This window comes from Actinophytocola sp. (assembly GCF_035634895.1).
Lineage (GTDB): Bacteria > Actinomycetota > Actinomycetes > Mycobacteriales > Pseudonocardiaceae > Actinophytocola.
Genome location: NZ_DASQCC010000190.1, coordinates 55523 through 80775, shown reverse-complemented (window position 1 = coordinate 80775; position 25253 = coordinate 55523). Strand labels below are relative to the sequence as shown.

26 protein-coding genes, 3 tRNA genes and 2 pseudogenes are annotated in these 25253 nt (G+C 69.4%); 18 read left to right on the top strand and 13 right to left on the bottom strand.

Annotation, left to right across the window (positions count from 1 at the left end):
* Positions 1 to 197: 197 nt before the first annotated feature.
* Positions 198 to 545 (bottom strand): annotated as a pseudogene (locus tag VET29_RS44175) (pentapeptide repeat-containing protein); the annotation flags it as partial.
* A 732-nt stretch (positions 546 to 1277) separates the two neighbouring features.
* Between VET29_RS44175 and VET29_RS28560 the strand changes: the two are divergent.
* Complete coding sequence (locus tag VET29_RS28560; protein ID WP_324926010.1) at positions 1278 to 3596, top strand: serine/threonine-protein kinase; 2319 nt, start codon at positions 1278 to 1280, stop codon at positions 3594 to 3596.
* Between the two features lie 779 nt (positions 3597 to 4375).
* Positions 4376 to 5245, top strand: coding sequence for an NADP-dependent oxidoreductase (locus VET29_RS28555; protein ID WP_324926008.1), 870 nt, complete (start codon positions 4376 to 4378; stop codon positions 5243 to 5245).
* Here the strand turns inward: VET29_RS28555 and VET29_RS28550 are convergent.
* Both VET29_RS28550 and VET29_RS28545 read right to left on the bottom strand, forming a co-directional pair.
* A complete protein-coding gene (locus VET29_RS28550; RefSeq protein ID WP_324926006.1) occupies positions 5231 to 6433 on the bottom strand; it encodes a metallophosphoesterase in 1203 nt (400 codons plus the stop codon). The two genes, VET29_RS28555 and VET29_RS28550, sit on opposite strands and share 15 nt — an antisense overlap.
* The gene (locus VET29_RS28545) at positions 6430 to 6978 is read right to left on the bottom strand and encodes a PaaI family thioesterase (protein ID WP_324926005.1); all 549 of its coding nucleotides are present in this window, start codon (positions 6976 to 6978) and stop codon (positions 6430 to 6432) included. Before VET29_RS28545 ends, VET29_RS28550 begins: the two co-directional genes overlap by 4 nt.
* A 95-nt stretch (positions 6979 to 7073) precedes the next feature.
* On the opposite strand from VET29_RS28545, the gene VET29_RS28540 reads away from it, so the two are divergent.
* Genes VET29_RS28540 through VET29_RS28520 form a run of 5 tightly spaced genes read left to right on the top strand, consistent with a single transcriptional unit; the run spans position 7074 to position 10216 of the window.
* A complete protein-coding gene (locus VET29_RS28540) occupies positions 7074 to 7532 on the top strand; it encodes a hypothetical protein (protein ID WP_324926003.1) in 459 nt (152 codons plus the stop codon).
* Complete coding sequence (locus VET29_RS28535; RefSeq protein ID WP_324926001.1) at positions 7529 to 8701, top strand: PPE domain-containing protein; 1173 nt, start codon at positions 7529 to 7531, stop codon at positions 8699 to 8701. The genes VET29_RS28540 and VET29_RS28535 overlap by 4 nt, the downstream gene beginning before the upstream one ends.
* Complete coding sequence (locus tag VET29_RS28530) at positions 8698 to 8973, top strand: hypothetical protein (RefSeq protein ID WP_324925999.1); 276 nt, start codon at positions 8698 to 8700, stop codon at positions 8971 to 8973. The genes VET29_RS28535 and VET29_RS28530 overlap by 4 nt, the downstream gene beginning before the upstream one ends.
* Positions 8970 to 9692 (top strand): hypothetical protein, encoded by a 723-nt coding sequence (locus tag VET29_RS28525; protein ID WP_324925997.1) that lies wholly within the window; start codon positions 8970 to 8972, stop codon positions 9690 to 9692. Before VET29_RS28530 ends, VET29_RS28525 begins: the two co-directional genes overlap by 4 nt.
* Positions 9689 to 10216, top strand: a complete 528-nt coding sequence (locus VET29_RS28520) for a hypothetical protein (RefSeq protein ID WP_324925995.1) — start codon at positions 9689 to 9691, stop codon at positions 10214 to 10216. Before VET29_RS28525 ends, VET29_RS28520 begins: the two co-directional genes overlap by 4 nt.
* On the opposite strand, the gene VET29_RS28515 is transcribed toward VET29_RS28520, so the two are convergent.
* Together VET29_RS28515 and VET29_RS28510 are read right to left on the bottom strand one after the other, a co-directional pair.
* Complete coding sequence (locus VET29_RS28515) at positions 10162 to 10935, bottom strand: helix-turn-helix transcriptional regulator (protein ID WP_324925993.1); 774 nt, start codon at positions 10933 to 10935, stop codon at positions 10162 to 10164. The two genes, VET29_RS28520 and VET29_RS28515, sit on opposite strands and share 55 nt — an antisense overlap.
* Positions 10936 to 10977: 42 nt before the next feature.
* Complete coding sequence (locus tag VET29_RS28510; RefSeq protein ID WP_324925991.1) at positions 10978 to 12177, bottom strand: L,D-transpeptidase; 1200 nt, start codon at positions 12175 to 12177, stop codon at positions 10978 to 10980.
* Between the two features lie 353 nt (positions 12178 to 12530).
* Here VET29_RS28510 and VET29_RS28505 point away from each other — a divergent pair, with 353 nt between their 5' ends.
* Positions 12531 to 12734: a cold-shock protein gene (locus VET29_RS28505; RefSeq protein WP_133905397.1), complete on the top strand. Its 204-nt coding sequence runs from the start codon at positions 12531 to 12533 to the stop codon at positions 12732 to 12734.
* A gap of 82 nt (positions 12735 to 12816) precedes the next feature.
* Here the strand turns inward: VET29_RS28505 and VET29_RS28500 are convergent, their stop codons facing one another.
* On the bottom strand, positions 12817 to 13155 hold the full coding sequence (locus VET29_RS28500) for a hypothetical protein (RefSeq protein WP_324925988.1): 339 nt from the start codon (positions 13153 to 13155) through the stop codon (positions 12817 to 12819).
* Positions 13156 to 13924: 769 nt separating this feature from the next.
* Positions 13925 to 14128, bottom strand: a complete 204-nt coding sequence (locus tag VET29_RS28495; protein WP_324925986.1) for a hypothetical protein — start codon at positions 14126 to 14128, stop codon at positions 13925 to 13927.
* 227 nt (positions 14129 to 14355) lie between these two features.
* Between VET29_RS28495 and VET29_RS28490 the strand changes: the two genes are divergently transcribed.
* From VET29_RS28490 to VET29_RS28480, 3 genes are all read left to right on the top strand, one after another.
* A complete protein-coding gene (locus tag VET29_RS28490) occupies positions 14356 to 14604 on the top strand; it encodes a hypothetical protein (RefSeq protein ID WP_324925984.1) in 249 nt (82 codons plus the stop codon).
* A 117-nt stretch (positions 14605 to 14721) separates the two neighbouring features.
* A tRNA-Glu gene (locus VET29_RS28485) sits at positions 14722 to 14794 on the top strand.
* 116 nt (positions 14795 to 14910) lie between these two features.
* A complete protein-coding gene (locus VET29_RS28480; RefSeq protein WP_324925982.1) occupies positions 14911 to 15510 on the top strand; it encodes a hypothetical protein in 600 nt (199 codons plus the stop codon).
* Here the strand turns inward: VET29_RS28480 and VET29_RS28475 are convergent.
* The 6 genes and pseudogenes from VET29_RS28475 to VET29_RS28460 form a co-directional block, all read right to left on the bottom strand.
* Positions 15507 to 16352 (bottom strand): class I SAM-dependent methyltransferase, encoded by an 846-nt coding sequence (locus VET29_RS28475; RefSeq protein WP_324925980.1) that lies wholly within the window; start codon positions 16350 to 16352, stop codon positions 15507 to 15509. The two genes, VET29_RS28480 and VET29_RS28475, sit on opposite strands and share 4 nt — an antisense overlap.
* A 377-nt stretch (positions 16353 to 16729) precedes the next feature.
* The gene (locus VET29_RS44170) at positions 16730 to 16858 is read right to left on the bottom strand and encodes a LuxR C-terminal-related transcriptional regulator (RefSeq protein ID WP_414636637.1); all 129 of its coding nucleotides are present in this window, start codon (positions 16856 to 16858) and stop codon (positions 16730 to 16732) included.
* 28 nt (positions 16859 to 16886) lie between these two features.
* Positions 16887 to 17138 (bottom strand): annotated as a pseudogene (locus VET29_RS44165) (cupin domain-containing protein); the annotation flags it as partial.
* 5 nt (positions 17139 to 17143) lie between these two features.
* Entirely contained in the window at positions 17144 to 17557 is a 414-nt protein-coding gene (locus VET29_RS28470; RefSeq protein ID WP_324925978.1) for a TIGR03618 family F420-dependent PPOX class oxidoreductase, read from the bottom strand.
* 26 nt (positions 17558 to 17583) lie between these two features.
* Entirely contained in the window at positions 17584 to 18750 is a 1167-nt protein-coding gene (locus VET29_RS28465) for an epoxide hydrolase (RefSeq protein ID WP_324925976.1), read from the bottom strand.
* Between the two features lie 31 nt (positions 18751 to 18781).
* Positions 18782 to 19375 (bottom strand): TetR/AcrR family transcriptional regulator, encoded by a 594-nt coding sequence (locus VET29_RS28460; protein ID WP_324925974.1) that lies wholly within the window; start codon positions 19373 to 19375, stop codon positions 18782 to 18784.
* Positions 19376 to 19655: 280 nt separating this feature from the next.
* On the opposite strand from VET29_RS28460, the gene VET29_RS28455 reads away from it, so the two are divergent.
* The 7 genes from VET29_RS28455 (at position 19656) to VET29_RS28425 (ending at position 25239) form a co-directional block, all read left to right on the top strand.
* A tRNA-Asp gene (locus VET29_RS28455) sits at positions 19656 to 19729 on the top strand.
* Positions 19730 to 19889: 160 nt separating this feature from the next.
* Positions 19890 to 19963: transfer RNA gene (locus tag VET29_RS28450), tRNA-Phe, on the top strand.
* A gap of 85 nt (positions 19964 to 20048) precedes the next feature.
* A complete protein-coding gene (locus VET29_RS28445) occupies positions 20049 to 21032 on the top strand; it encodes a hypothetical protein (RefSeq protein ID WP_324925972.1) in 984 nt (327 codons plus the stop codon).
* A 54-nt stretch (positions 21033 to 21086) separates the two neighbouring features.
* Complete coding sequence (locus VET29_RS28440) at positions 21087 to 21503, top strand: PPOX class F420-dependent oxidoreductase (RefSeq protein WP_324925970.1); 417 nt, start codon at positions 21087 to 21089, stop codon at positions 21501 to 21503.
* 239 nt (positions 21504 to 21742) lie between these two features.
* Entirely contained in the window at positions 21743 to 23236 is a 1494-nt protein-coding gene (locus VET29_RS28435; RefSeq protein ID WP_414636635.1) for a sugar transferase, read from the top strand.
* On the top strand, positions 23237 to 24460 hold the full coding sequence (locus tag VET29_RS28430) for a class I SAM-dependent methyltransferase (protein ID WP_324925966.1): 1224 nt from the start codon (positions 23237 to 23239) through the stop codon (positions 24458 to 24460).
* The gene (locus tag VET29_RS28425) at positions 24457 to 25239 is read left to right on the top strand and encodes a glucose-1-phosphate cytidylyltransferase (protein ID WP_324925964.1); all 783 of its coding nucleotides are present in this window, start codon (positions 24457 to 24459) and stop codon (positions 25237 to 25239) included. The genes VET29_RS28430 and VET29_RS28425 overlap by 4 nt, the downstream gene beginning before the upstream one ends.
* Positions 25240 to 25253 lie beyond the last annotated feature (14 nt).

Below are 25253 nucleotides of genomic sequence, written 5' to 3'. Positions count from 1 at the left end.
ACGTCGCCCGCCTGAACCAGCCACCGGACGAGGAGGGCTCGGGCTGGTTCGCACCACCGGACGTCCTCAACGAGGACGACCCCGCCCGGGGACGAGGTGCCCACCGCAGACCGGACGAGACACCGGCGGGCGCACAGGCCACGACACCGTCCATGCAGGCCGCGGCTCCGCCCGGTACTCAGGGCCAAGCGGGTGCCGCTCAACCGCGTGCCGCTCAACCTGGTGCGGCCCAACCGAGTGCCGCTCAACCGGGTGCGGCCCAACCGGGCGCCGCTCAACCGGGCGCCGCTCAACCGGGTGCGGCCCAACCGGGTGCCGCTCAACCGGGTGCGGTTCAGCCGGGTGCGGTTCAGCCGGGTGCCGCCCAGTCGGGGGCCGGCGTTGCCCAGCCGAACGCCGCGCAACCGGGGTCGGTTCAGTCGAGCGCCGCACAGCCGAGCAGTTCGCAACCTTCGCGACCTGGCCAGTTCCCGGCCCAACCGGGGCAGTCGACATGGTCGGGCCAGCCACAGCAGGGTTTCCCGGGGCCGCAGACCGGCTCCCACCCTGCCAACGCCCAGCCCGGCAACGCGCACCCTGGCAATGCGCAGCCTGGCAGCGCACCGCCCGGCACCGCCCAGCCCTGGGCCACACCGCCGCGCGGCAACCCGGTCGGCGCTCAACCGCCCGGTCAACCGCACGCCGGCACTCAGCCACCGGCGGGTGCGTGGCCGAACCAGCAGCAGCCAAGCGGTGCCCAGCAGGGCCCGGCATGGGCCAACCAGGCGCAACCAGGCCAGCAGTCGGCCGCAGGCCAGCAGTCGAACAACTCCCAGCCCGGGCCGGCCTGGTCGAACCAACAGCAGCCTGGCCGCCCTCCCGCGGCCCAGCCCGTCGGCGGCCAACCCACCGGTGCACAGCCGGTCGGTGGGCAGCCCGCTGGCGCTCAGCCCGGCCAGCCGGCCGCGACGCAGGCGACCAGCTCCCAGCCCCGGCAGTCGCCGGCCAACGCCGGCTACTCGCCGCCTTCTCCGCCTCGCGGGTGGGCGCCCCCGCAGGTACGGCCGTCGCAGGCTCTCCGGGATGCTCAGGTCGGCTATGCACCACCGCGGCCCGGCACCGGCGCGCGACCGGCCCCCGCACCACAGCCCAGCCAACCCGCCACGCCGCAACCCGCCACGCCGCAGTCCGTCCCGCCGCAGTCCGGCGCGCCCCAAACCGGTCCGCCGCAGTCCGGCGCGTCTCAAACCGGTCCACCGCGGTCCGACCAGGCACAGCCCAGGACGCAGCAGCCCGGGATGCAGTGGGCCCAGGGCGTCCCCGTCCCCAACGTCGCGCCCCGTCAACCCGGGGTCATGCCGCCCACCGCGCTCGCGCCCGACGAGCCGCTCCCCACCAGCGTCCTCGACGAGACCCCCATCACCCTCAGCGTCGAGCCCCCGCACGCCCCGCCCCGCCCTCCCGACTCCCCGCCACCCACCCAACCCGGCGATAACGGCAGCGGCCCCCACACCACCGGCTCCAGCTCCTTCCCCAGCACCGGCCGCCGGACCGGGTCGCGCACCACCGGGCGCGGACGGCTGGGCGCCGGCCTCGTCGACGTCCCGGTCGTGCCCGTCAAGGACCCCGCCTCCGCGGTCCTCGAAGACCCGATGGTCAGCGAGAACAAGCGGTTCTGCAGCAACTGCGGGGCCGAGGTCGGCCGCGCCAAGGACGGTCGACCCGGGCTGACCGAGGGTGAGTGCGCCAAGTGCGGCACCTACTTCAACTTCCGCCCCCGTCTGTTCCGCGGCGATCTCGTCGCCGGGCAGTACGAGGTCCTCGGCTGCCTCGCCTACGGTGGCCTCGGCTGGATCTACCTCGCCAAGGACCACAACGTCAGCGACCGGTGGGTCGTGCTCAAGGGCATGATCGACACGGGCGACCCGACCTCCATGGCCTCGGCCGTGGCCGAGCGCCGGTTCCTGGCCGAGGTCGAGCATCCGAACGTCGTCCGCATCTACAACTTCGTCCAGCACCCGGATCCGAAGACGGGCAACCTCGTCGGCTACATCGTGATGGAGTACGTCGGCGGGCAGTCGCTGCGCCAGCTCGCCCTCGAGCACCACCGCGAGACCGGCAAGGCCGAGCCCCTCCCGATCGGCCAGGTCATCGCCTACGGCCTGGAGATCCTGCCGGCCATCGGGTACCTGCACAGCATCGACATGCTCTACTGCGACCTCAAGCCGGACAACGTGATCCAGTCCGGCGAGCAGCTGAAGCTCATCGACCTCGGCGCCGTCCGCAAGATCGACGACTGGGACTCGCCGCTGTTCTTCACCCTCGGCTACTCCGCGCCGGAGCTGGCCACCGAGGGCGCGTCCGTCGCCAGTGACATCTACACCGTCGGCCGCACGCTCGCCGTCCTGTCGATCGAGTTCGGCGGCTACACCACGCGACACAAGTACACGCTGCCCGGCCCCGACGAGGAGCCCCTGTTCGCCCTCTTCAGCTCCTACCACCGGGTACTCAAGCGCGCGACGCACACCGACCCCCAGCAGCGCTTCGCCTCCGCCGAGGACATGGCCGACCAGCTGACGGGCGTGCTCCGCGAGGTCATGGCCCTCGGTACCGGCCGGCCGCGCCCCGGCGCCTCGAACGTCTTCGCGCTGGAGACCAGGACGTTCGGCTCCGGCATGGTCGTCGGCGAGCGCGGCTCACTGCCGTCGCCCGATCCGATCGAGGTCGCCTCGATCCTGCCGCTGCCGATGGTCGACACGCACGACCACGCCGCCAGCACCCTCGCCAGCATCACCGCGACCGAGCCCGCCGAGATGCTGGCCGCACTCCAGTCCGCGCCGCAGGACTCGATCGAGGTGCGGCTGCGCATGGTCCGTGCCCGCCTCGAGCTCGGCGAGCTGCGCCAGGCGCAGGGTGAGCTGGAGGCGGCGCGCCGCGTCGCGACCGACCCCGCCGACTGGCGCCCGGACTGGTACCAGGGCCTCATCGCGATCGCGACCCGCAAGCCGGCCGAGGCCGTGGCCGCCTTCGAGCGGGTGTACGACGCGGTGCCCGGCGAGATCCCGCCCAAGCTGGCGCTGGCGGTCGCGGCCGAGTACGCGGGCAACTACTTCCAGGCCGCCAGGTACTACGAGCTGGTCTGGCGGACCGACCGTGCCTGGGTGAGCGCGGCGTTCGGCCTGGCCCGCGTGTACCTGGCACAGGGCGCGCGAAGCGGCGCGATCGAGGTACTGGAGGCCGTGCCGGACACGTCCAGCCACCACGTCGCCGCGCAGGTCGCCGCCGTCAAGATCAAGACCCGCTCGGACGACGCCTCCCGGGTGACCGAGCAGGACCTGCATGACGCGTCCCGCAAGCTGGAGCGCCTGTCCCTGGACGCCGAACGCCGAACCATCCTCTCGGCGGAGGTCCTGGAGGCCGCGCACGAGTGGGTTCGCGCGGCCGGCACCCCGGACGCGGCGAACCGGACGGTCCTCGGCTGCCGGCTCACCGAACGCGAGCTGCGTTTCGGCCTGGAACGCTGCTACCGCGCACTCGCCCGCCTGGCCAGCACCCCGGAACGACGCCACGAACTGGTCGACAAGGCGAACGCGATCCGGCCACGGACGCTGACCTAGGACGGCCGCCGGCCCCCGAAACCAAGTCTCGGCAAGCCCTCATTTGTGACATAGCTGTGACTCGGAAGGTGTTGCTCACGGCTGACTAGCGCGTGACACGGGTCAACACATGCCGCGACAGGTCATTTCCGTAACCTAAGGGACGCCCAATTTCGACCAGTTTATGTCACGGGTAGTTAACGAACACCGGACTTTTTTTTGAGGCTGCACCAGCGCGTTGCGCAGTCTGTGGCTCCGCGCTTGATGCGGCTATGACACCAGCGGTCGCGGCGGTGGATGAAGCAACTAGAAGCCAGATCATCTGCCATTTAGTGGGACTCGATACCATCCCAGCGGCGATCGACGCCGCCGCGGACATGCCCACGACTACCCCCGTAGCGAGGGAGAGTGGGCGACACTGCACGTTCTCATTCTCTCATAATCCCCAACCCCTGGCGGGTGAAGTGTAGGGCGCTTGCGATACGAACCCACCCGACTCTTCGGCAACCGGGCATACGAGTCTTACACCGGCATAACTCGCGGAACTGGCGGTGTTCCCGTCCTCTGACCTGCCGTAACGTCCTCATGTATCCCCGTAGACCGACTCTATGTTGGCAATGGGAGTTCGCCTACCGAGGGGCACCGACAGAACCGCGCGGCCGCGAACGACCACTGTGGACAACCGCTGCGACTGTGGACAGCGCGCCGAAATTGTCGGTGCCCGCCACTATGCTGGATACCGGGGGCCGGCGGCCGCGTCACTTGACCTCCACCATGCTGGAGGTTCGATGATGACCGGCATGAGAGCCGCCGCCTTCACCGAGCCCGGACCGCCAGACGTGCTTCGCCTGCTGGAGATGCCCACCCCCACCGCCGGGCCCGGCGAGGTGCGGGTCCGGGTGAGGACCGCCGGCGTACAACCCTTCGACGCGGCGCTGCGTGCCGGGTGGACGCCGCCCTACCTGTCGGCGGACCGGTGGCCACGCATTCCCGGCAACGAGTTCGCCGGCGTCACCGACGACGGCCGGGAGGTCCTCGGCTTCTCGACCCTCAACGCCTACGCCGAGTACATCGTCGTCCCGGCGGACCAGGTCACGGCCAAGCCCGCCGCCATGCCGTGGGACGTCGCGGGCGGGTTCACGGCCGGGGCCCAGACCGCGCACATCGCGCTCGAGGAGCTGCGGGTCGGGCCGGGCGACACCCTCCTCGTCCACGGCGCCGCCGGGTCGGTCGGCACCGTCGCGGTCCAGCTCGCCGGGCTGGCCGGCGCCACCGTCATCGGCACCGCGAGCGCCGCCAACCAGGACTACCTGCGCTCGCTCGGCGCCATCCCCGTGGTCTACGGCGACGGGCTCGCCGACCGCGTCCGCGACCTCGCGCCCACCGCCGTGGTGGACTGCGCCGGGGCCCTCGACGTCTCGCTCGAGCTCGTCAAGGACCGGGACCGCATCCTCACCCTCGTCGACCACGAACGCGCCGCCGCCGAGGGCATCAGGGTCACCCCGCCGGCGCGCTCCGGCGCCCGGCTCGCCGGCCTGGCCGACCTCTACGCGCAGGGCAGGCTCAGCTTCCACATCCGCCGCACGTACGCCCTCGAACACGCGGCCGACGCGCACCGGGAGATCGAGACCCGGCACGGCCGCGGCAAGCTGGTCCTAGCTCTGGAGTGACAGCACGGTGATGTCCGGGGGCGCGCCGACCCGCACCGGTGGGCCCCAGAAACCCGCGCCACGCGTCACGTACAGCTGCGTGTGGTCCACGGTGGACAAACCGGCCAGTGTGCCCTGCTGGAGCCCGACGACGTAGTGGAACGGCCACAGCTGACCACCGTGCGTGTGCCCGGACAGCTGCAGGTCCACCCCGCGCGCGGCGGCCTCCGAGACCTGAACCGGTTGGTGCGCAAGCAGAATCGTCGGGCGGGACGACGAGACCCCGGACAGCGCGCGGTCGAAGTCCGGCCCGCCGTCGGTCGAGCGGCCGGCGAGGTCGTTGACGCCGGCCAGGTCGAACGCGGTCCCGATGGCCGTGTTCTCGTTGCGGAGTGGTTGCACGCCAAGGCGTTCCAGCTCCCGCAGCCACGCGGCCGGGTCGCCGCTGAAGTACTCGTGGTTGCCCGTCACGAAGAACGTGCCGTCGCGGGAGACCAGGTCCCGCAACGGTGCCGCGGCCGGGCCCAGCTCGTCGACCGTGCCGTCGACGAGGTCGCCGACGATCGTGACCAGGTCGGGTGACGTCTCGTTGATCATGCGGACGATGCGCTCGGTGTGGCTTCGGCCCGTGATCGGTCCGAGGTGGATGTCCGACACCACCGCGATCCGGTAGCCGTCGAACGCCGGGTCCAGCCCGCGCAGCCGGATCGGCACCCGCAGCAGGTCCGGTGGGCCGAGAGCGTTCACCATCCCGACCCCGACCGTGCCGGCCGACACCGCGCCCGCGACCACCGCGCTCGTGCGGGCCAGGAACACCCGCCTGCTGACCCCCGGCGTGGCCGGCTCCTCGGGCGCCGGCGGGTCCTCGACCGCGGGCGCGCCGGTCGTCGCCGTCGCCTCCAGCGGCCTGCGCCTGACCCAGCCACGCAGCGCGAGCCGCGGCAGCTCCAGCACGGCCAGCGTCAGGAAGAGGTAGATGAGCAGCGCGAACCAGACGTACCCGGGCCACGCGAACCACGTGGACCTCGTCGGGCCGATCACGCGCGGCAGCACCAGGGTCGCGACCAGCAGCACCGTGAGCCCGACGAGCACCCAGGTGAGCAGCCGGCGCAGGCGCCCCGGCGACGTCGTGTCCTTGACCAGCCGTTTCCACAGGTAGAGGTGCAGCAGCGTGACGAGCACGCTCAGCAACAAACCAAAGATGATCAAGGGTTCACATCCGGGTGCACGTCCCGCGGGTCCGCGGTGCCGTGCGTGGTGAAGTGGCTGAAGTCGACGATCACGAACAGTGCCCGCGCCCGCAGGGCCAGCTGCCCGTCCGGTGCGTTCAGCCGTCCGTCCGCGCTGGCGTACACCTTGCGCCCGGCGACCCCGTCGAGCCTGCCGACGATGTGCAGCGTCGAGCCGATCGGCACCGGCCGCAGGAAGTCCGTCTCCAGCCGGCCGGTCACCGCGGGCCTGCGCAGCATCTGCCCGACCGTGCTGCCCAGCGCCTCGTCGAACGCGCAGGCCAGCAGCCCACCGTGCGCGAGCCCCGGCGCGCCCTGGTGCGCCTCGGTGACGGTGAACTGGGCCATGATCGTCGAGTCGGGACCGGCCTCGGTGCGCAGTCGCAGGCCGCCCTCGATCTCGTCGCCGCAGCCGAAGCACTGGGCGTAGTGCGGGCCGAGTTTGGTGCCGGCCGCTGGGGCGTCCGGGTTCGGCGGCGGGGTGACGACCTCGACCGGTGGCCACCTCGGAGATACACGACTCACTCGATCAGCGTAGAGCTTGTCCAGCTGAGCCAAGGTCATGTCCCACCGTGCAGCGTTCGGGGGTGACGGTACGCACACTGTGCTGGAATGACCGCATGGCGCGCGAGCGGATCGACAACCTGACCGAGGCGAGGCGGCTGCGGCACGAGTACCGGGAGCAGGACGTCGCCTACCTGCTGCCGGAGATCGACCGGATCCGGAGCCGGCACGCCGTCACCGGCGTCGGCATGGACGGCATCGAGGTCGACCTCACCGCGCTGCGGCAGGCCGAGCGCGACCTGGCCACCCTGCACGACGACCTGGCCGGCCACCTGGCCGAGGCCGCCGACCTGACCGGCCCGCTCGGCGACGGGCGAAGCCCGGTGGCCGGGCCCATGCGGCTGGCGTTCGGGACCAGGGCCGGCGACGAGGGCGGCGTGCGGACCGCGCTGCGGCAGTACATGACGGAGCTGGTCGCCGTGCGCGTCGCGATACTGAAGACGCTCGCCGCCTACCACGGCGTCGAGGAGGAGACGGTCAGCAGGCTGCGGCGGCAGGCGGAGGAGATCGCGTGAAGGGCTACCACCACGACCGTCGCGACGAGACCTGGCGCGAGGCCCACGGCTGGTCCGAGGACGCGAAAGACGACCGCGAGAAGCGGACCGCCGAACGCGTGCGCAACCGCGAGCCGGGCCGCTTCGGCAAGGTCAACTGGCACGCCTACCAGCACGACCAGCTGTACGACATGATCATGAGCGCGGACCCCGCCGTGATGTCCGCGCGGGCCGGCCAGTGGCAGTCGCTGGCGGCCAGGATCGACGCCACCACCGGCGAGGTGCGCGAGGCCATGGCGCGGGTGCTCGATGCGTGGAAGGGGCAGGCGGCGGTCAGCTCGGCGGAGTCCAACTCGCGGCTCATGCGCTGGGCGGGCGACGCGAGCGAGACCGCGAGCACGGTCGCGCAGAGCATGGCGACGTACACGGAGGCGGTCGAGCGGGCGCGGAAGTACATGCCGGAACCGGCCTTCGCGACCGCGGAACGCAACTTCCGCGACGGCTACACGGTGGTCGGCACTGGTGGCCCGAGCACCGCGATCCTGCTGAAGCAGCTCCTCTCCGACGGCATGGTCAGCCACGAGCAGGCCCGTGCCCGCAAGGCGGAGGCCGTGGCGGTGATGGAGGCGTACGAGGCGCAGAGCAAGGACGTCCACGACGCCATGCCGCACTTCACCGACGCGACCCCGACGACGAACGACGTCGCGGACCGGACACCCGCACCGGATGACGACACCGGCCACCGTTCCCCCCACGACGTGCCGACGCGCAACGGCGCCGGCGGCCAGGACACCGGGCCCGGTGGGCCCGGCCCGGGCTCGGCGACCGGCGCGGCCGGCTTCGTCGAACCACTCGTCGGCGGCGGCACGGGTACCGGTTACGGCAGTGGTCCCGGCAATGGCCTCGGCGGCTACGGCGGCGGGCTGGGCAGCCTCGGCTCGGGTGGGTCGGACGTCATCCGCAACTCGCCCGGCTTCGGTGCGCTCGCCGGCGCCGGCGGGATGCCCGGTCGCGGCGCGGCCGGCGGGGTGACCGGTGGCCGTGCCGGTGGCGCCGGCGGCGCGTTCGGCGGGATGCCGTTCGGGCACGCGCCGGACGAGGAGGACAAGGAGCACCGCAACAAGTACGACGTGGGCATCGACTTCCTGGACGACCTGCCGCCCGCCTACCCGCCGGTGTTCGGCGCATGACCGGCTTCGAGGCGGACCTGCCCGCGATGGGCTCGGCCGCGACGGCGTTGCGGGCGGCGGCGGACGCGCTGACCGTCCAGCTGGCACCACCGGGCGACGTCGGTCCCGGCCGGCTGGTCGCGGCGGTCGCGGCCCTGCTGCGGTCCACGGAGGACGACCTGTTGGCCGTCCGCACGGCGGTGACCGGCCTGTCGGAAGACGTGACGAAGGTCCGCGACACGTACGCGGACCTGGACACGAACGCGGCGACCCGCTTCGATCTGGGCCCGTGACGTATCGCGGGCTCGGCTTCGACCCCACGCCGGGCAGCGTGGACGCGGTCGGCGCGGTCGTCGCCCAGCTCCGTGCCGCGGTGGCCGCACTGTCCACCGTGGAGTCCTCGATCGACGCCGCGACCAGGCACGCCGCGACCTGGCAGGGCCCGGCGGCGGACGCGTTCCGGGCACGAGCCGTCCCGCCGGCCGACCCGGGCCGGGCGCGGGCGGCGATCCCGGTGCTGGAGGGGTGGGCGGAGACACTGGCCGCCAACCGCCGCCACACGGAGGAGCTGGACGCACGGGCGCTGCGCCTGCGCCAGGCACTGGACGACGCCCGGGACGCGTTGCAGGACAGGCAGAACGAGCGTGACCTGGCGGCCACCCCGGCCGCCACGGCGACCGCGAACACGGCGGTGACGGTGGCGACGGAACGGGTGACGGCGGTGGCGGCCGAGCTGGAGGCGGTGCTGTCGGAAGCCCGCACCCTGGCCGGCGAGCACCTCCGCGCGGCGGACGAGGCCGCGGCCGCGCTGGGCGCCGAGCCTGCCGCGCCGGCGCCGGAGGTCGAGGCGGTGGCCGGCGTGCTGCGCCGCTCGTCCCGCACGGCCGCGACCCTGGGCGCGCTGGTCGCCCCGGGAGGGTTCACCGCACCGGCAGGGGGCGCGGTCGCGGCGGTGCTGGCGCAGCGGTCGCCGGTCGCCGGCGAGACGATCGAACTCGAGACGCCCCGGTGAAGCTGGCGACCGTGCCGGGGCTGACCCCGGTGCCGACGAAGTCCGTCGAGGCGACGGCGGCGGCGTTGACCGAGTTGATCGTCAAGGCGCGCGGCCCGGAGTCCGCACACGACCCCGGCGTGGCGCTGGCCGCCCGGGACGCCGCCGAGCTGGCCCACGAGGACGGCCCGGGCCTGGTGGCGGTGCTCACCCACGCGGCGGCCGACCCCGCGATCCTGGTGGCCAACGTGGTGACGGCGGACGTGCCGGTGGCGGACCTGCACCGCCACCTGGTCGACGAGGACGACATCCACGAGGTCACCACGTCCGAGACGACCCGCGGCTACCCGGTGGTCATCGCGGAGCGCCTGCTGATGTCCGGCGCGCAGCTACAGACCGTGGTCGTCGCCCCGGCCGGCAACCGCATGGCCGTGTTCACGCTGCACTCACCGACCGGTCGCGGCTGGCTGGAACTGGCCGCGACCCTGGGTCAGCTGGTGTCCTCGGTGGATTTCACCCAACCGTTCAGCAGCGAATCCCGATAGTCGCTCGGCGACTTCCCGGTCGCCTTTCGAAAGGTGCGGGAGAAATGCGCGGCATTGGCAAAGCCGCACTGCCGGGAAATCTCACCGACGCCGCGGGAGGCGTGCGCCGGGTCGGAAAGCAGCTCCCTCGCCCGGTCTATTCGCAACTGTCGAATTCGACCGGACACGCCGTCACCGTCGTCGAACAACTGGTACAGGCGGCGGCGTGAGATGAACAGCGCGTCGGCGATCCGCTCGGCCGTCAGCGCCGGGTCGGCCAGGTGGACGCGGATGTACTCGACCGCCTCGCGCCGGCGGGTGGCGAGCGCGTCCGCCCGGTCCAGCTCGGTGCGCAACGCGCTGCGCAGCACGAGCTCCGCCAGTCCGGTCAGGTACGGCCGGACGCCGTGCGGGTCCAGGTCCTCGGCGGCGCCGAGCAGGTGCGACACCGCCGAGGCGAAGAGCGCCTGCAGCGGCGGATCCACCGGCACCGGACGGAACATCAGCGGCCGCAGCTCGGCGAACCCGAGCGACAGCCGCGCCGTCGCGACCGTCAGCAACACGGTCCCGCCGCGACTCGCCCGCAGGGAGCACTCCGGAAACGACAGGACCCCCGGCACCGGCCGGGGGACCCGCATCAACAGCTGTACCTGCGCCGGCGTGCGTGGCGGCTCGTCCGGCGCGCCGATCGCCGTCCGGACCGCGCTCGCCCCGGACGCACGAACGACCAGCTCAGTCATGTTGCCCCAATGCTTCGGCACTGGGGCAACACCCTAGGAAAATCAGGCCGACTTGGCCAACCACTGGTCCCAGGTCAGGGCCCAGTCGTAGTAGTCGCCGTCCTTCGGGCCGAGCTGGTTGGTGCTGCCGGTGATCTCCACCGGGTCACCGGTCATCGCGGTGTCGAAGTAGGCCTTGGCGTTCGCCGGGGACAGGTTCGCGCAGCCGTGCGAGACGTTCTTCTTGCCCTGGTTCGGGATCGACGGCGCGTACCCATGGATGAACTCGCCGTTGTTGGAGATCCGGACCGCCCACGGCACGACCACGTTCTCGTAGTGGTACTTCGGGTTCGACATCGAGTACGTGTCGCTCTTCGACATCACGACGTGCGTGCCGCTGTTCGTGACGCGGCCGGGGTCGGAGTCCAGCCCGTAGCTCGCCGGGTAGTCGGCCACCTGCGCGCCGTCCCGGATGATCACCAGGCGGTGGGTCTGCGTGTTCCCCTGCACGATCTGGGACCGCCCGATCGTGAAGTTCGCCGTCCGGTCCTCCGCGCCGTACTTGCCGTCGCCGAACGACGTGCCGTACAGGTGCGCCACCAGGTTCACCTGCGTGCCCGGCTGCCAGTAGGTCTTGGGCCGCCAGTGCACCTGGCGGTCGGACAGCCACGCCCACGCGCCCTCGGTCGGCACGGAGGTGTTGACCGTCAACGCCTTCTGCACGGCCGCCTTGTCGGTGACGTCCCGGTCGAAGGTGATCGCGATCGGCATGCCGACGCCGTAGGTCTTGCCGTCACCCACGTTCAGCGACGCGTCGACCTGCCTCGCGGGCGTCACGGTGGTGAACGAGCCGGTGATCGGCGCCGTCTTGCCGTCGGTGCCCTTCGCGGTGCCCGCCCACGTGTAGGTCTTGCCGTAGCCGAGCGGCTCACCAATCGTCCAGCTCGTGCCGTCCGGCGACAGCGCGCCGACCACCTGCTTGCCGGTCGGGTTGGTCAACGTCAGCGTCTCGATCTTGCCGTCGGCGACGGTGACCTTCGCGGGCACGGCCGGTGAGACGTCCGCGGCCCCGGACGCCGGATCGAGCGTGATCTTCGCCGGCGGCTTCGGCGCCGCCTGGCCCGAGGGACTCCCGGTGGAGTCCTTGCCCTTCGCGGCACCGCCGTCGCCGCCGCCGGAGGTACACGCCGTCAAGCCGAGGACGGCCGCGACACCGACCGCCAGCAGGGCCTTTGACAGCCGTCGTGCCCTGGTTCCACCCATCAGTTCCCCCTACTAGACCCGCCGCGCCGTTCTCACATGTGTTTCGACGCCTTTGAGTGGATCCACGTTGGCTTGATCGTATGTGAGGCAGATCACATTCGAGTGTCGGCCTCCGGCCTGCGGAGATCGAACCACGGCTGTAATCAACCGTGTGCAAGTAGTAGTGCTCGGAGTGCTCTACGCGCTACGCTCTGCCGCGCAGGCCGTAGTTTCTGTGTTCGTGCCTTACACGCTCGCGGAACGAAAACGCGGGCGTGCCGCACTTCCGTTGCAGGTCGGCGGAGGCAACGCCCGAGGGGCTGCCGGGGTTGCACGGTGTAACCCCATGCTGATCCTGCGATGGAGGCAGGCGGATGGCACAGGGCACTGTGAAGTGGTTCAACTCCGAGAAGGGCTTCGGCTTCATCGCCGTTGACGAAGGCGGCGACGACGTCTTCGTGCACTACTCGGAGATCCAGGGCAAGGGCTTCCGAACCCTGGAAGAGAACCAGCGCGTCGAGTTCGAGGTCGGGCAGGGCACAAAAGGCCCCCAGGCGACGAACGTGCGCGCACTGTAGGTAGCTCACTGCGGAGGGCCCCGGTCGGGTGCGACCGGGGCCCTTTGCTTGTCAGTACGGGTGTTGTGGGGGCTCTGGGGCCTCAGCGGCGGGGAAGCTGCTGCGCCTCCCACTCGAGCCGCTGCATGACCCACTCCTGGGCAAGCGCGAGCGGCGAGGTCTGGTTGTAAGCCGCGATCTCCCGCAGCTGCTCGTTCGCCATCAGCGAGAGGCGCAGCTGGTAGACCTGCGACCCCCCGAACCGCCGGCCGGAACCGGTCGTCTCCGGGTCGCCCTCGGGTGAAAGGGCGGCCAGGTACGACTCGAGGTCGTGGTCGGGAAGACCCTCCTCGGCCGGCGCGGCTTCGGTGCGATGGCGTCCTGGGTCCCCGGCCTCAACAGCCGGCTTACCACTGGGTCGACTACGTCCGGTGAAAAGCACCAGAGGAGGATAACGAACCGGTTGCGGTCTGACCAGCAAGGCAACCACATTTACCGGTGAGCGCCACAACACCCTCCGTATTTCCCCAGCAAGCGAACCCCGCCAGCCCCCCGTCCGGCCAACAAGTAACAAGAAGCCCCAAGGCCAAGTACCCACCCAAGGCAACCCGACCACACCCAACGACCGTCTGACAGATGAGAAGAAAGCCCAAGCCCCACGACGAACACGAGCGACACAGGGCCCAAGGCCCCCAGGCCCAAGAGCGAAGCACGAAGCGCCGGCACACTATGAGGAACGAAGCGCCGGGACGAGGAACGAAGCGCCGGGACAGGGCGAAGAACGCAGCGCCGGGGGTCCGGGGGGCGAAGCCCCGCCGGGCGGGGTTTTGGGGGTTGCACCCCCAAAACAACGAAGAAGCGACCCGGTGAGCGCGCCCCGCGAACACAGTTCGCCGGAGCGTATGGAGAGGCCCCCGCGCCAGGGGGAGGAACGCGGGGGCCGGAGGGGATCTCCACAGGCGCTGACCGGGGGTGTGTCAGCGAGTCGATTGTTGCACGCGCACGCGCCTCTTGCGAGGGGGCAAAGGTGAAAACTTATAGAGAACTATTCACCGAGTGCCCATGATCGAGCGCAACTCTCCACCTGCTATGCCGCTGAACTGCAAAGATGTCCAGTTGGGCAACCGCCGTTCCGGTCGGGGCCGGTCCTGCCGTGCTGCCTTTGTGGACATCTCGGTCGTACCTCCAGCAGCTCCCCGGCCGCGACTCACTCAGCTCCCAGCGCTCATGATTGTGAAGCCGCTGGTCTTGAGGCTCACGGCCACGTCCGCGGCGAGCGCCGACCCGACCGGCTCCGCGTTCACCGCGGCGGCGTGGTGGCCACAGGTCATGCCAGTGCCCCGGTGGACGTCGAAGATCGTCGACGTGTCCGATTCGCCGTTACCGCAGGTCGCGGCGACTCCTAATGGGTGCATCTCGATCAGGGAACCCTCCGAGGGAGGCCGCGGCATGTCCACAGTGGTCTGATGCGGCCATTCGGGTGACCCACCTATGGCGCCATCGGCGCTGAGACTGTCCGCCGGCTGGTCGCATGATCGGCCCCGACTACTATCCGTGCGCCCAGGATTCACTCCTCGGGGGGCTGTGGCGGGCCCCCTCCGTCTCATAGCCTTCCCCGAAACCTGATGGTCGGGGAGGCGACATGAGCGGCCCAGTCGAAGTTCGCGACTTCCTCTTGCAACATGAATCGCGGGACACCGCCCTCAATTTCGGCACTGGCGGTGTGCCGGCCCAACGCACCGGTGAGACCTCACGCGTGTCCGACGAGCAGGTAAGGCGAGCCCAGCTCGCCGTGGCTGCCGGCGCACAGAGCGTCGAGGACTGCCGCGAGCTGCTGGACATGCTGGGCCTCGTGCCCAGCGAGGACGGAGTGCCACCCGTCCGCCGCTAGCGACGAGCCAGTCGATGGTGGACCCGGGTTCGCCGAGGTAGACAGCTTCCGGATACCCGCTTGGCGGGCCCAGGGGCACATGTCTTATGCTTTCGGTGCTCCAAGCGGGCAACCCGGGCTCCCATCGTCTAGCGGCCTAGGACTCCGCCCTTTCAAGGCGGCAGCGCGGGTTCGAATCCCGTTGGGAGCACGTCCCGCCGCTGACGTGGTGCGAGGTCAGAAAACCGCAGGTAGACGGCGGTTTCTAGGCCCGAGAGGTGCGACCGAGAGGCTTGCAGCCAGCGATCTTGGAAAGGATCGCATGGCATGGCCCATGACAAGACCACCATTCCGCTGAGCCGCAGGATCCTTCCGGCCAGGCGGGGTGCCCGAGGCTCGATCAGCCGCCTGCCCAGTGGTTCGTTGCGGGTGCGGGTTTACGCCGACGTCCATCCCGTCACCGGCCACCAGCGCTACCTCAGCCGCACCGTCCCCGGCGGTCCGGCCGCGCTCGCCGACGCCGAAGTGGCCTGCCGCCGTCTCGTCGACCAGGTCCGCGACCGCCGCCACCCCCGCACCGACGTCACCGTCACCGAGCTGCTGGACCGCCACGTCGACCTGGTGCACGCCACCGACACCACCCGCCGCTCCTACCGCCACACGGTGACCAGACACCTCCAACCCCGGCTCGGACACCTTCGCCTTTCCGCGGTCACGCCCGAAGTCCTCGACTACCTGTATGCCGCGCTGCGCCGCTGCCGCGACCACTGCGACAACCGCCAACCCGAGGACGGACACCGCTGCCGGCCGCTGCAGCCCGGCACCATCCGCAAGATCCACTACCTGATCAGCGGCGCCTACCGGCGGGCCGTGCGCTGGGGCTGGATCGACCGCAGCGCCGACGCCGCCCCACGACGTGCAGCCTAACCCTCCCTGGTCAGGAAGTAGTAGGCGTACCGCTCGTCGAGCTCATTCTTTGGAACCAGATAAACCATCTCTGGCACGAATCCGCATTTCTCGGCCAACTGCCAGAAGGATGGGATTGAGTAAGTCGTCATGTCGGCGAGCGCGGTGACATAGGACCGACGGCGGGGCCTGGTCAGCAACCGGCCGTCGTCGTACTTGATCTGTATAAGCGCGAGTGAGCCTGGGGCTAGAAGCTCGCGAGCGATACGGAGAATCCGTTCCCCATATTCTGGCGTGGGAATCAGTTCGAATACATAAAAACAAAGGAAAATGTCACACTGTCCAACATTCAACCGTGTCACCCGTTCGGGATGGGCGACGTCGATGTGCACGGAACGGAACGGTGTGTCACATAGGGACGCAACTTGTTTGGCACACTCGTCGAGCGTCTCTTTCGAGATATCGATGCCGATGAACTCCCGCGCGCGCGGCGCGAAGTGCACAGCGTTCGCGCCGCCACCACATCCCCACTCAACGACCCGATGCCACGGTCGCGTGAACCCGACCATACGCACGCCGCGTTCGAACAAGTCCAGGTGCTCGCGACCAATCCGCGACCACAGGTCACTGCCGTCAAAAACCGGCGCGTCACGCAAGTGTGAATCCGCAGCCCACCGCTTCCCGTCGGTCCGGGTCCAGTACCGTTGCGAATCGGCGGAGATTCTCGACTCCGATTGCCGGAACCCCAGACTCACTAGAACCCTCAACCAATACTCTCGCACCCGGACCGCAAACAATTTCCCTCGGTCAACCACGAAGCGCAGGCCTTGCACGGACAGGCGGTTCACGCTGTTTGTAGGCATGCTCGCATCCTTGGCAACAGAGTCCTTAGTTCACCCACGAACGACAGGATCCTCTGCGCAGGAGAGGACCCCCGGCTCAGCGAGGGTCAATGCTCGAATTGAACCTTCAGCGTGCGTCCTCCTCCACGCCATGCATGCAATCGCAGCCCTGTACAGACTGTCAGGGCATAACATCCATCCCTACGTTAGATCGCTCGACCCTAGAGTAACTCGCCACCACGGGCGAAGAAGCATTCCTGCGGCGATATTCGCTCGATCGGGCGAGCGAGTTCGCAAACTGTGAGTAGACTTGCCAGCGAAGACTTGGCCCGCGCAAGGCTAACTTTTATGGATCTGACGAGGCTTTCCTGAACGGCGCGGATCTGACACACGCGGCGTCAACCCCCGCAAAGGGTCGCACCGGGCGTTTCCGTCTTCAGCGTCAGGTCCAGCCGTTGTGCGATGGCCGAGTTCGTGCGGCCCTGCGCGATCAGCGCGAGGACTTCTCGTTGACGTGTGCCCAGCATGTGGAGGTCGTGGGTTGCCGGGGCCGGCGGGTATCTCGTCCTGGTCCACGGTGAACACGAAGTCGCCTTCGAGGACGAAGAACGCTTCCTCCTCGTCATCGTGGACATGGGGTGGGGCGACAAGCCCGTGGGGGCACAGTTCGTCGAACGTGCAGGAGCGCCCGTCGGTCTGCGTTCCGTCGGCGAGTACTCGCCAATAGGTGCCGACGTTCCAGTAGGCGGGTGCGTCAGCGGGCGACAGGACGAAGGACGTAGCCCTGGCTGATGGTGTGACGCTCATGGCCGCTACGCGAAGGGCGCGTGGGCGATGGAGTCCACCGCGATGGTGAGCAGCAACCGGGTCTCGGGTTTGCCGCTGAAGTTGGGGTGGGGTGTGCCGAGGTACTTGTGGGAGAGCTTCTCGATGTTCTCGGCCGCGCCGTCGGTGGTGTAGTCGATGACGTGCCCACGGAGCGCGTAGTAACGCGAAGTGTCGTCGGGGTCGGTCACGCTGATGGCCACACGGGGGTCGCGGGCGATGTTCTTGGCCTTGCGGTAGCCCACCACGGTGTTGATCAGGATGTGGTGGCCGTCGGTATCGACCCAGGTCTGGGTCATCTGGGGTGATCCGTCGGGCATCACGGTGGAGAGGAAGCACGGGCTGGGCCGGCGGAGCAGGTCGATCAGGTCGTCGGGCAGGACGGTTGGGGTGTCGGACATGAGAGGTCTCCTGGGGATGGTGGGGCTCAGCGCAGCGTGGCGAAGGTCGCGCGGATACTGGCGGTGAGCGCCTCGGGGTTCTCGAGCGCGGCGAAGTGGCCGCCGGGGCTCTCGGCGAAATGGACGAGGTCGGTGTAGCGGCGCTCGATCCAGCGCCGGCTCTTGCGGACATGCTCGCCGGCGAGCTGGATGAACCCGGTCGGCACGGCGATCGGCGAGGCGGTCGTGACAGGCGTGGGTGCGCCGCCGTTGAGCATGTCCCAGTAGATGCGCGCGGATGACGCACCGGCGTTGGGCAGCCAGTACATCATGATCGCGTCGAGCAGTTCGTCGTAGGTGAACGACGCCGGCGCGTCACCGGGGGTGGCGCAGGTGTCCTGGAACATCGCGTAGATCCAGGCGGCAAGACCGACCGGCGAGTCGGCGAGGGAATAGCCGATGGTCTGCGGGCGGGTGCCCTGTTCCTTCGCGTAGCCCGAGAGCTTGTCCCAGAAATGGCCGGCACTCGCGAGCATGGCCTGCTCCTCGGGGGTCGCGTCGGCGATCTCGTCGGGATCGGGGCCGAACATGCCCATGCTGAGGTGAATACCGGCCAGCTGCGGGATGCCCTTCGCGGCGATGGTGTTGGTCACTGCGGTGCCCAGGTCACCGCCGTGGGCGCCCCAGCGGTCGTAGCCGAGCCGGTCCATCAGGGTGATCCAGGCGTCGGCGATCCGAGGGAAGCCCCAGCCGGTGGTGTCGGGCTGGGCGGAGAACCCGAAGCCCGGCAGGGACGGGATCACCAGGTGGAACGCCTGCCGGGGGTCGCCACCATGAGCGGCGGGGTCGGTGAGCGGTCCGACCGTCTTGGCGAAGTCGAGCACGGAACTGGGCCAGCCGTGGGTCATCAGCAGCGGCAGCGCGTCGGCCTCGGGTGAACGCACGTGCAGGAAGTGGATGTCCAGGCCGTCGATGGTGATGCGGTAGGAGCCCATGCCGTTGAGCAGGGCCTCGGCGCGGCGCCAGTCGTAGGTCTCGGCCCAGTAGCTGGTCAGCGCCCGGATCGCCCCGGTGGTGGGGCCCTGGCTGGTGTCGGTGACGGTCTCGATGCCCGGCCACCGGGTGAGAGTGAGCCGGGTGCGCAGGTCGTCGAGGTCGCCCTGGGGGACGTGGATCGGGAACTGCTCGATGTCGGTGGTGAGGGTGCTGTGCATGACGATTCTCTTTCAGACGCCAGCGTGGGGATCAGTGCGTGAGGCCGAGGAGCGGGAGGAGGACCTCGTCGACGAGGTCCCGCTGCGCGGCCTCATCGAGCGGCACGCCGCGCAGCAGGGTGAGCAGGAGGACCCTGGCGATGGCCACGTCCAACGCCAGCACGACCCGCTCAGTCGCGACATCCTCGCCACGGGTGCGCGCGCGGGCGGAGATCATCTCGGCTTCGACGCGGCCGCGTCGGCTGATCTGGTCGGCGATGAGCTCGCGCAGGGCCGGGTCGGAGCGGATGCCCTCGACCAGTCCCAACAGCGCCGGCCCGCCCGTGCCGGTCACGGCCTGGGTGATGCCGGCCACGGCGTCGAGAAGATCGCCACGCACCGTTCCGGTGTCCGGCGGCGTCGTGTCCGCGCCCTCGGCCGACCGCCGCAACGCCTCGGCGACCAGCTCGGCCTTGCCCGCCCAACGCCGGTACATCGTGGCCTTCGACGACCTGGCGCGGGCCGCGATCGCATCGACGGTCACACGCTCGTAGCCGATCTCGGTGACCAGCTCCGCCGCCGCCGCCAGAATGGCGTCCTCCCGCCCGACTCCCCGAGACGACGGTGCAGGTCGCTCGACATCCATGGGTCCCTCCCGCTGATAAACGAAACGGTACCGTACACATGTCGGAGATGACGTGTGACCTCGGCTACGTGTTGATCTTCGCTGCGTAGATTGGCTTCACATCGGGGGTCTCGCACCACGATCCGTAGCACGAGACCCCCGAAAATCATGGGGTCGGGGTCTGCTAGAGTCTCAACCACTGCTCCGAACGGTGCTGGCAGTAAGCCTTGAGAAGAACGCTGACAATTGTTCAAGGCGGCAGCGCGGGTTCGAGTCCCGTTGAGAGCATGTAGTACAGCATGGCCCTGTGGCGCAGTTGGTTAGCGCGTCGCCCTGTCACGGCGAAGGTCGCGGGTTCGAGTCCCGTCAGGGTCGCGAGAGCGGTGGATGGTTTGTGTCTGCGGAAGGCGCAGACCTTGGCCGCTCTCTTATTTCGTTGGGGGCCGAGCCCCCACACCCCCACGGTGCGGTTGGTGTTGACCCAGCGTGGTGGCCTCGCCTTCGGCGGACGCGTGGTTTGCGCCCGTTTCGGTTTGGCCAGGTAGCTCAGTTGGTATGAGCGACCGCCTGAAAAGCGGTAGGTCGGCGGTTCGATCCCGCCCCTGGCCACAGGTGCCCCGGTCCGGGTTCGGGCTGGGGCCTTTTGTGTTTCTTGTTGCCACGGGGTGTTCGCGGGCCGCTAGGGTGCGGGACTGTGCGCACCACAATCGGCACCATCCTTGTTGTTCTTGGGTTTCTTCTCGCCGCGCCTGCCGTGGCGGCCTATGCGCTGGTCGGCGAGGTCACCAATGAGCAGACCTACCTCGCCGCGGTGACGCCCCTGGCCGATGATCCCGCCATCCAGCAGGAGGTGGCCGGGCAGATCACCCAGGCGTTGGCGGACAAGGGGCTGCCCGAGTCGGCTCAGCCGCTGGTGCAGAAGAGTGTGGACTCCTTCGTCACCAGCCCCGACTTCAAGGAGCTGTGGGTCTCCGTCAACCAGGAGGCGCATCCCGAGGTGCTCGCCATGTTGCGGGGGGAGCAGGGCGGCAGCCTCGGTGTCAAAGGGGACGCGATCGTTCTCGACCTCGGGGACGTCGCGGCGAAGCTGAAACAGCGGATGGTGGCCGAGGGGGTGCCGCTCGCCAACCAGATCCCGGCCATCGACGCTTCGGTGCAGTTGATCTCGCGGCCGGCGGTTCGGCAGTTGGTGCCCGCTTTCGACCTGCTCGAGAAGATGAGCGTGTTGCTGCCCGTGCTGGCTGCCCTGTTCCTTCTGGGCGGAGTCGTCCTCTCCGCCCGTCGTGGGCGGACGATGGTCGTCGGCGGCATTGGGCTCGTCGTGATGATGATCTTGCTGGTGCTCTTCCTGTTCCTCGCGCGTAGCCAGGTGACCGCACGAAGTGGTCAGCCCGAGCTGGCCGGGGCCTTCTACGACGCGCTCACCAACCGGGCCACGATCATCTCCTGGATCGTGTGCGCGGTCGGCGGGGTGGCCGTGATCGCCGGTGGGTTTCTCGCCGCCGCCCAGTCGCGCCGGTTGGCGTCGGAGGCCCGGGCGCAGCGGCGGGCCGAACGGGTGGCCGCCCGGCCCCGGACGCCGAAGGCCTACGGCGGCTACGGCGAGCGGGGCGGCTACAGCGGCCGCGGTGGCTACGGCGGCCAGGACGACTCCTACGACGACCGTGGCGGCTACTGACCTGTCGATCTCCGGCCGTGCCGTTCGTGTAGGCCGCGGACGGAAGGAGACGTCATGTTCAGCGCCGAGGAGATCGCCTACCTGAACACCCAGCCGCTGGCCCGGCTCGCCACGCTGGGCGACGGCGGGCAGCCGGATGTGGTGCCCGTCGCGTTCGAGTTCTACGGGGTGGGGTTCTGGGTCGGGGGCGGCCCTACCGTGGTCGGCACCCGCAAGATTCGCAACATCCTCGCCGGACGCCACCTGGTCTCGTTGGTTGTCGACGACCTCGTGTCGCTTCGACCGTTCGTCGCGCGTGGGGTTCGGGTGTACGGGCGAGCGAGTGAGCCCGTCCAGCGGGTCGGCATGGTCGGGCCGGGGACCTTCACCCGAATCACTCCAACCACCACCTGGAGTTGGAACCTGGCGGGTGAGCCTGCGACAGACGAGTGGTACCCGATGACACGAACGGAGCATTCGATCACTGAGTGATCACGGACAATTGTAGAACTTAGCTGGTAACGCCCGTTACCGGTCCGATGACCACCTGTGACCTCGAACGTCACGCAACGGAGTGACTCACTGTCCGTGTAACGGCGGCGCATCGCCAAACGAATCAGTGAACGCGACCACGGACCGGCAGGGGCAATCCGACTCGTTGGGTCGCAACGAATTTCGTCCATTTCTGGGCTTCGGGGACGCCCAACAACCCGTTATGCGTGCATGCGCATATGCGTGGGGGGACCACGATGCGTTACCAGCAGCTACGTGCTCCGCGGCGAAGATCGGTCATCTTGCGGGGCCTCAACCGACCCACACAACCCCCTGTCAACAGCTGGGAACCCCAGTACCGGCGCTACGTGATCACCAGCGATGTGCTGGTCACGATCCTCGTGAGCGTCGGTATCGGCGGGATCCTCAGCATCGGTGGCGCGGAGCTCTTCAAGGACATCACGATCGGCTTCCTGTCGGTCGTCACCGTGATCTGCTCGCTCGCCATGAACCGGGCGTGGCACCCGACGGTCCTCGGCCAGGGCGCGGAGGAGTACGTCCGCCTCGGCCGCGGCATGTTCTCGGGCGCCGTCGCGCTCGGGCTCGCGGGGCTCGCGACGGGCGTCGTCTCGACGCGGTCGTGGGTGTTCATTGTCATACCGGCGACCGCGGTCGTCGCGCTCGGCTTCCGCTACCTGTTACGCCAGGTGCTCCACCGTGCACGCTACGACGGTGAGTGCCTGCTGCCGGTCATGGCGGCCGGTGGCATCGACACCGTCCGTGACCTCATCAAACGCACGAAGGAAGCGCCACACGTGGGATGGCGTGTGGACGCGATCTGCACCGTGGACGGTGAGGGCGAGATCGGCATGGAGGTCGAAGGCGTGCCGGTGATCGGCACCCTCGGCGAGCTGGCGGACCACGTCCGCCGCGGCGGCTACCGCATCGTCGCGGTCACGGCCGACTCCTACTGGACCCCGCGCCGACTGCAGCGGCTCGCATGGCAGCTCGAGGGCAGCGGCGCCGAGATGGTCGTCGCCCCCACCCTCATGGAGGTCGCGGGACCGCGCCTGCACGTCACCGGTGTGCTCGGCATGCCGCTGCTGCGGGTCAGCGCCCCGGTCTTCACCGGCATGCGCCGCGTGGTCAAGGGCGTGATGGACCGGGTCGGCGCGGTGACACTGATCACCCTCAGCCTGCCGTTCCTGCTGTTCGCGGCCGTCGCGATCGCGGTGGACAGCCGTGGGCCGGTGTTCTACACGCAACGCCGCGTGGGCAAGGACGGCAGGGAGTTCAAGATCTGGAAGTTCCGCACCATGGTGCGCAACGCCGACCAGGTCAAGCAGCGGCTCGCCGCCGTCAACGAGGGTGCCGGCGTGCTGTTCAAGATGCGCAAGGACCCGCGGGTCACCCGCGTCGGCTCCGTTCTGCGGCGCTACTCGGTCGACGAGCTGCCGCAGCTGTTCAACGTGCTCACCGGCTCGATGTCGCTCGTCGGGCCTCGGCCGCCGCTGCCGGAGGAGAGCGCGCGGTACGAGCCGGACGTGCGGCGCCGGCTGCTCGTCAAGCCCGGTCTGACCGGGTTGTGGCAGGTCAGCGGACGTAGCGACCTGTCATGGGAAGAAGCGGTCCGCCTGGACCTGCGATACGTGGAGGACTGGTCACTCGCGATGGACGCGATGATCCTGTGGAAGACCTTCCGGGCAGTGCTCGGTGGTCAGGGGGCCTACTAGATGAACTGCCGACTTTGTGGCTCGACGAACCTCGCCAGCGTTGTCGATCTCGGCGCCACTCCACCGTGTGAGCTGTTCCTGTCGGCCGAGCAGGTCGACGAGCCGGAGATGACCTATCCCCTGCACCTTCGCCTGTGCACGGAATGCCTCCTGGCCCAGCTGCCGCCGTTGATCACGCCGGAGGAGACCTTCACCGAGTACGCGTACTTCTCGTCGTACTCCACCTCGTGGGTGCAGCACGCGAAGGACTTCGTCGAGGCACAGGTCGCGCGGATCGAGCCGGGGTTCGTGGTCGAGGTGGCGTCCAACGACGGCTACCTGCTGCAACACGTGGTCGAGAAGGGCATCCGGTGCCTCGGCATCGAGCCGTCGGTGAACGTGGGCGCGGCGGCGCGTGAGAAGGGTGTGCCGACCGTCACCGAGTTCCTGTCGCCGGAGACCGGCGCGGCCGTCCGTGCCGAGCACGGGCCGGCGGACCTGGTCGTCGCCAACAACGTCTACGCGCACATCCCGGACGTCGTCGGCTTCACGAAGGGCCTGCGGGCGCTGGTCGCCGACGACGGCTGGGTGTCGATCGAGGTGCAGCACCTGCTGACCCTGATCGAGCTCAACCAGTACGACACGATCTACCACGAGCACTTCCAGTACTACACGGTCGCCTCCGCCCAGAAGGCGCTGGCGAGCGGCGGACTGTCCCTTGTGGACGTCGAGCTGGTCCCGACGCACGGCGGCTCGATCCGCCTGCTGGCCCAGCCCGCCGGGAACGCGGGCGAGCCGACCCAGCGGGTGACCGACGTGCTGGCCAGGGAGAAGGCCGCGGGACTGCACGAGCTGGCCGGGTACACCGAGTTCGCCCGCCGGGTCGCCGGCGTGCGGCGCGACCTGCTGAGATTCCTGGTCGACGCGGCCGCCCGCGGCCGCACCGTCGTCGGCTACGGCGCGCCGGGCAAGGGCAACACGCTGCTCAACCACTGCGGCATCCGGCCGGACCTGCTCTCGTACACGGTGGACCGCAACCCGTACAAGCACGGCCGGTACACGCCAGGCACCCGGATCCCGATCCTGCCGCCGGAACAGATCGCCGTCGACAAACCGGACTACGTCCTGGTCCTGCCGTGGAACCTGCGCGCGGAGCTGACCGCGCAACTGTCCTATGTGGGCGAATGGGGCGGAAAGCTCGTGTTCCCCATCCCGCATCTCGAGATCGTCGAGGTCAAGTCATGAAGGTAGTCCTCTTCTGCGGCGGCTACGGCATGCGGATGCGAAACGGCGCCGCCGACGACGTGCCCAAGCCGATGGCCATGGTCGGGCCGCGCCCGCTCATCTGGCACGTGATGCGCTACTACGCCCACTTCGGGCACACGGAGTTCATCCTGTGCCTTGGCTATGGCGCCCACCACATCAAGAAGTTCTTCCTCGAGTACGAGGAGACCACGTCCAACGACTTCGTGCTCGAGAACGGCAGGCCGGAGCTGCTGTCGACGGACATCGCCGACTGGAGGATCACGTTCGTGCAGACCGGCATCGAGTCGGCCATCGGCGAGCGGCTGCGGCGCGTCCGCCCGTACCTCGACGGCGACGAGATGTTCCTGGCCAACTACGCGGACGTGCTGACCGACGCGCCGCTGCCGGAGATGATTGACCGCTTCAAGAACGCCGAGGCCGGCGCGTCGATGATGGTCGTGCCGCCGCAGTCCTCCTTCCACTGCGTCGAGATGGGCCAGGACAACCGGGTCGACTCGATCACCGCGGTCAGTGAGATGCCGATGTGGGAGAACGGCGGCTACTTCGTGCTGCGCGACGAGATCTTCGACCACATCCCCGACGGCGGCGACCTCGTCGGCGACGGCTGTGTCGAGCTCGCCAAGCGCAACCGCCTGCTCGCCTACCCGTACCGCGGGTTCTGGCAGCCGACCGACACGGTGAAGGAACGCACCATGCTCGACGACGGCTACACGCGTGGCGTGCGGCCGTGGGCGCTGTGGGAAAGGGTGCCCGCGTGATTCGTCTCACCGGT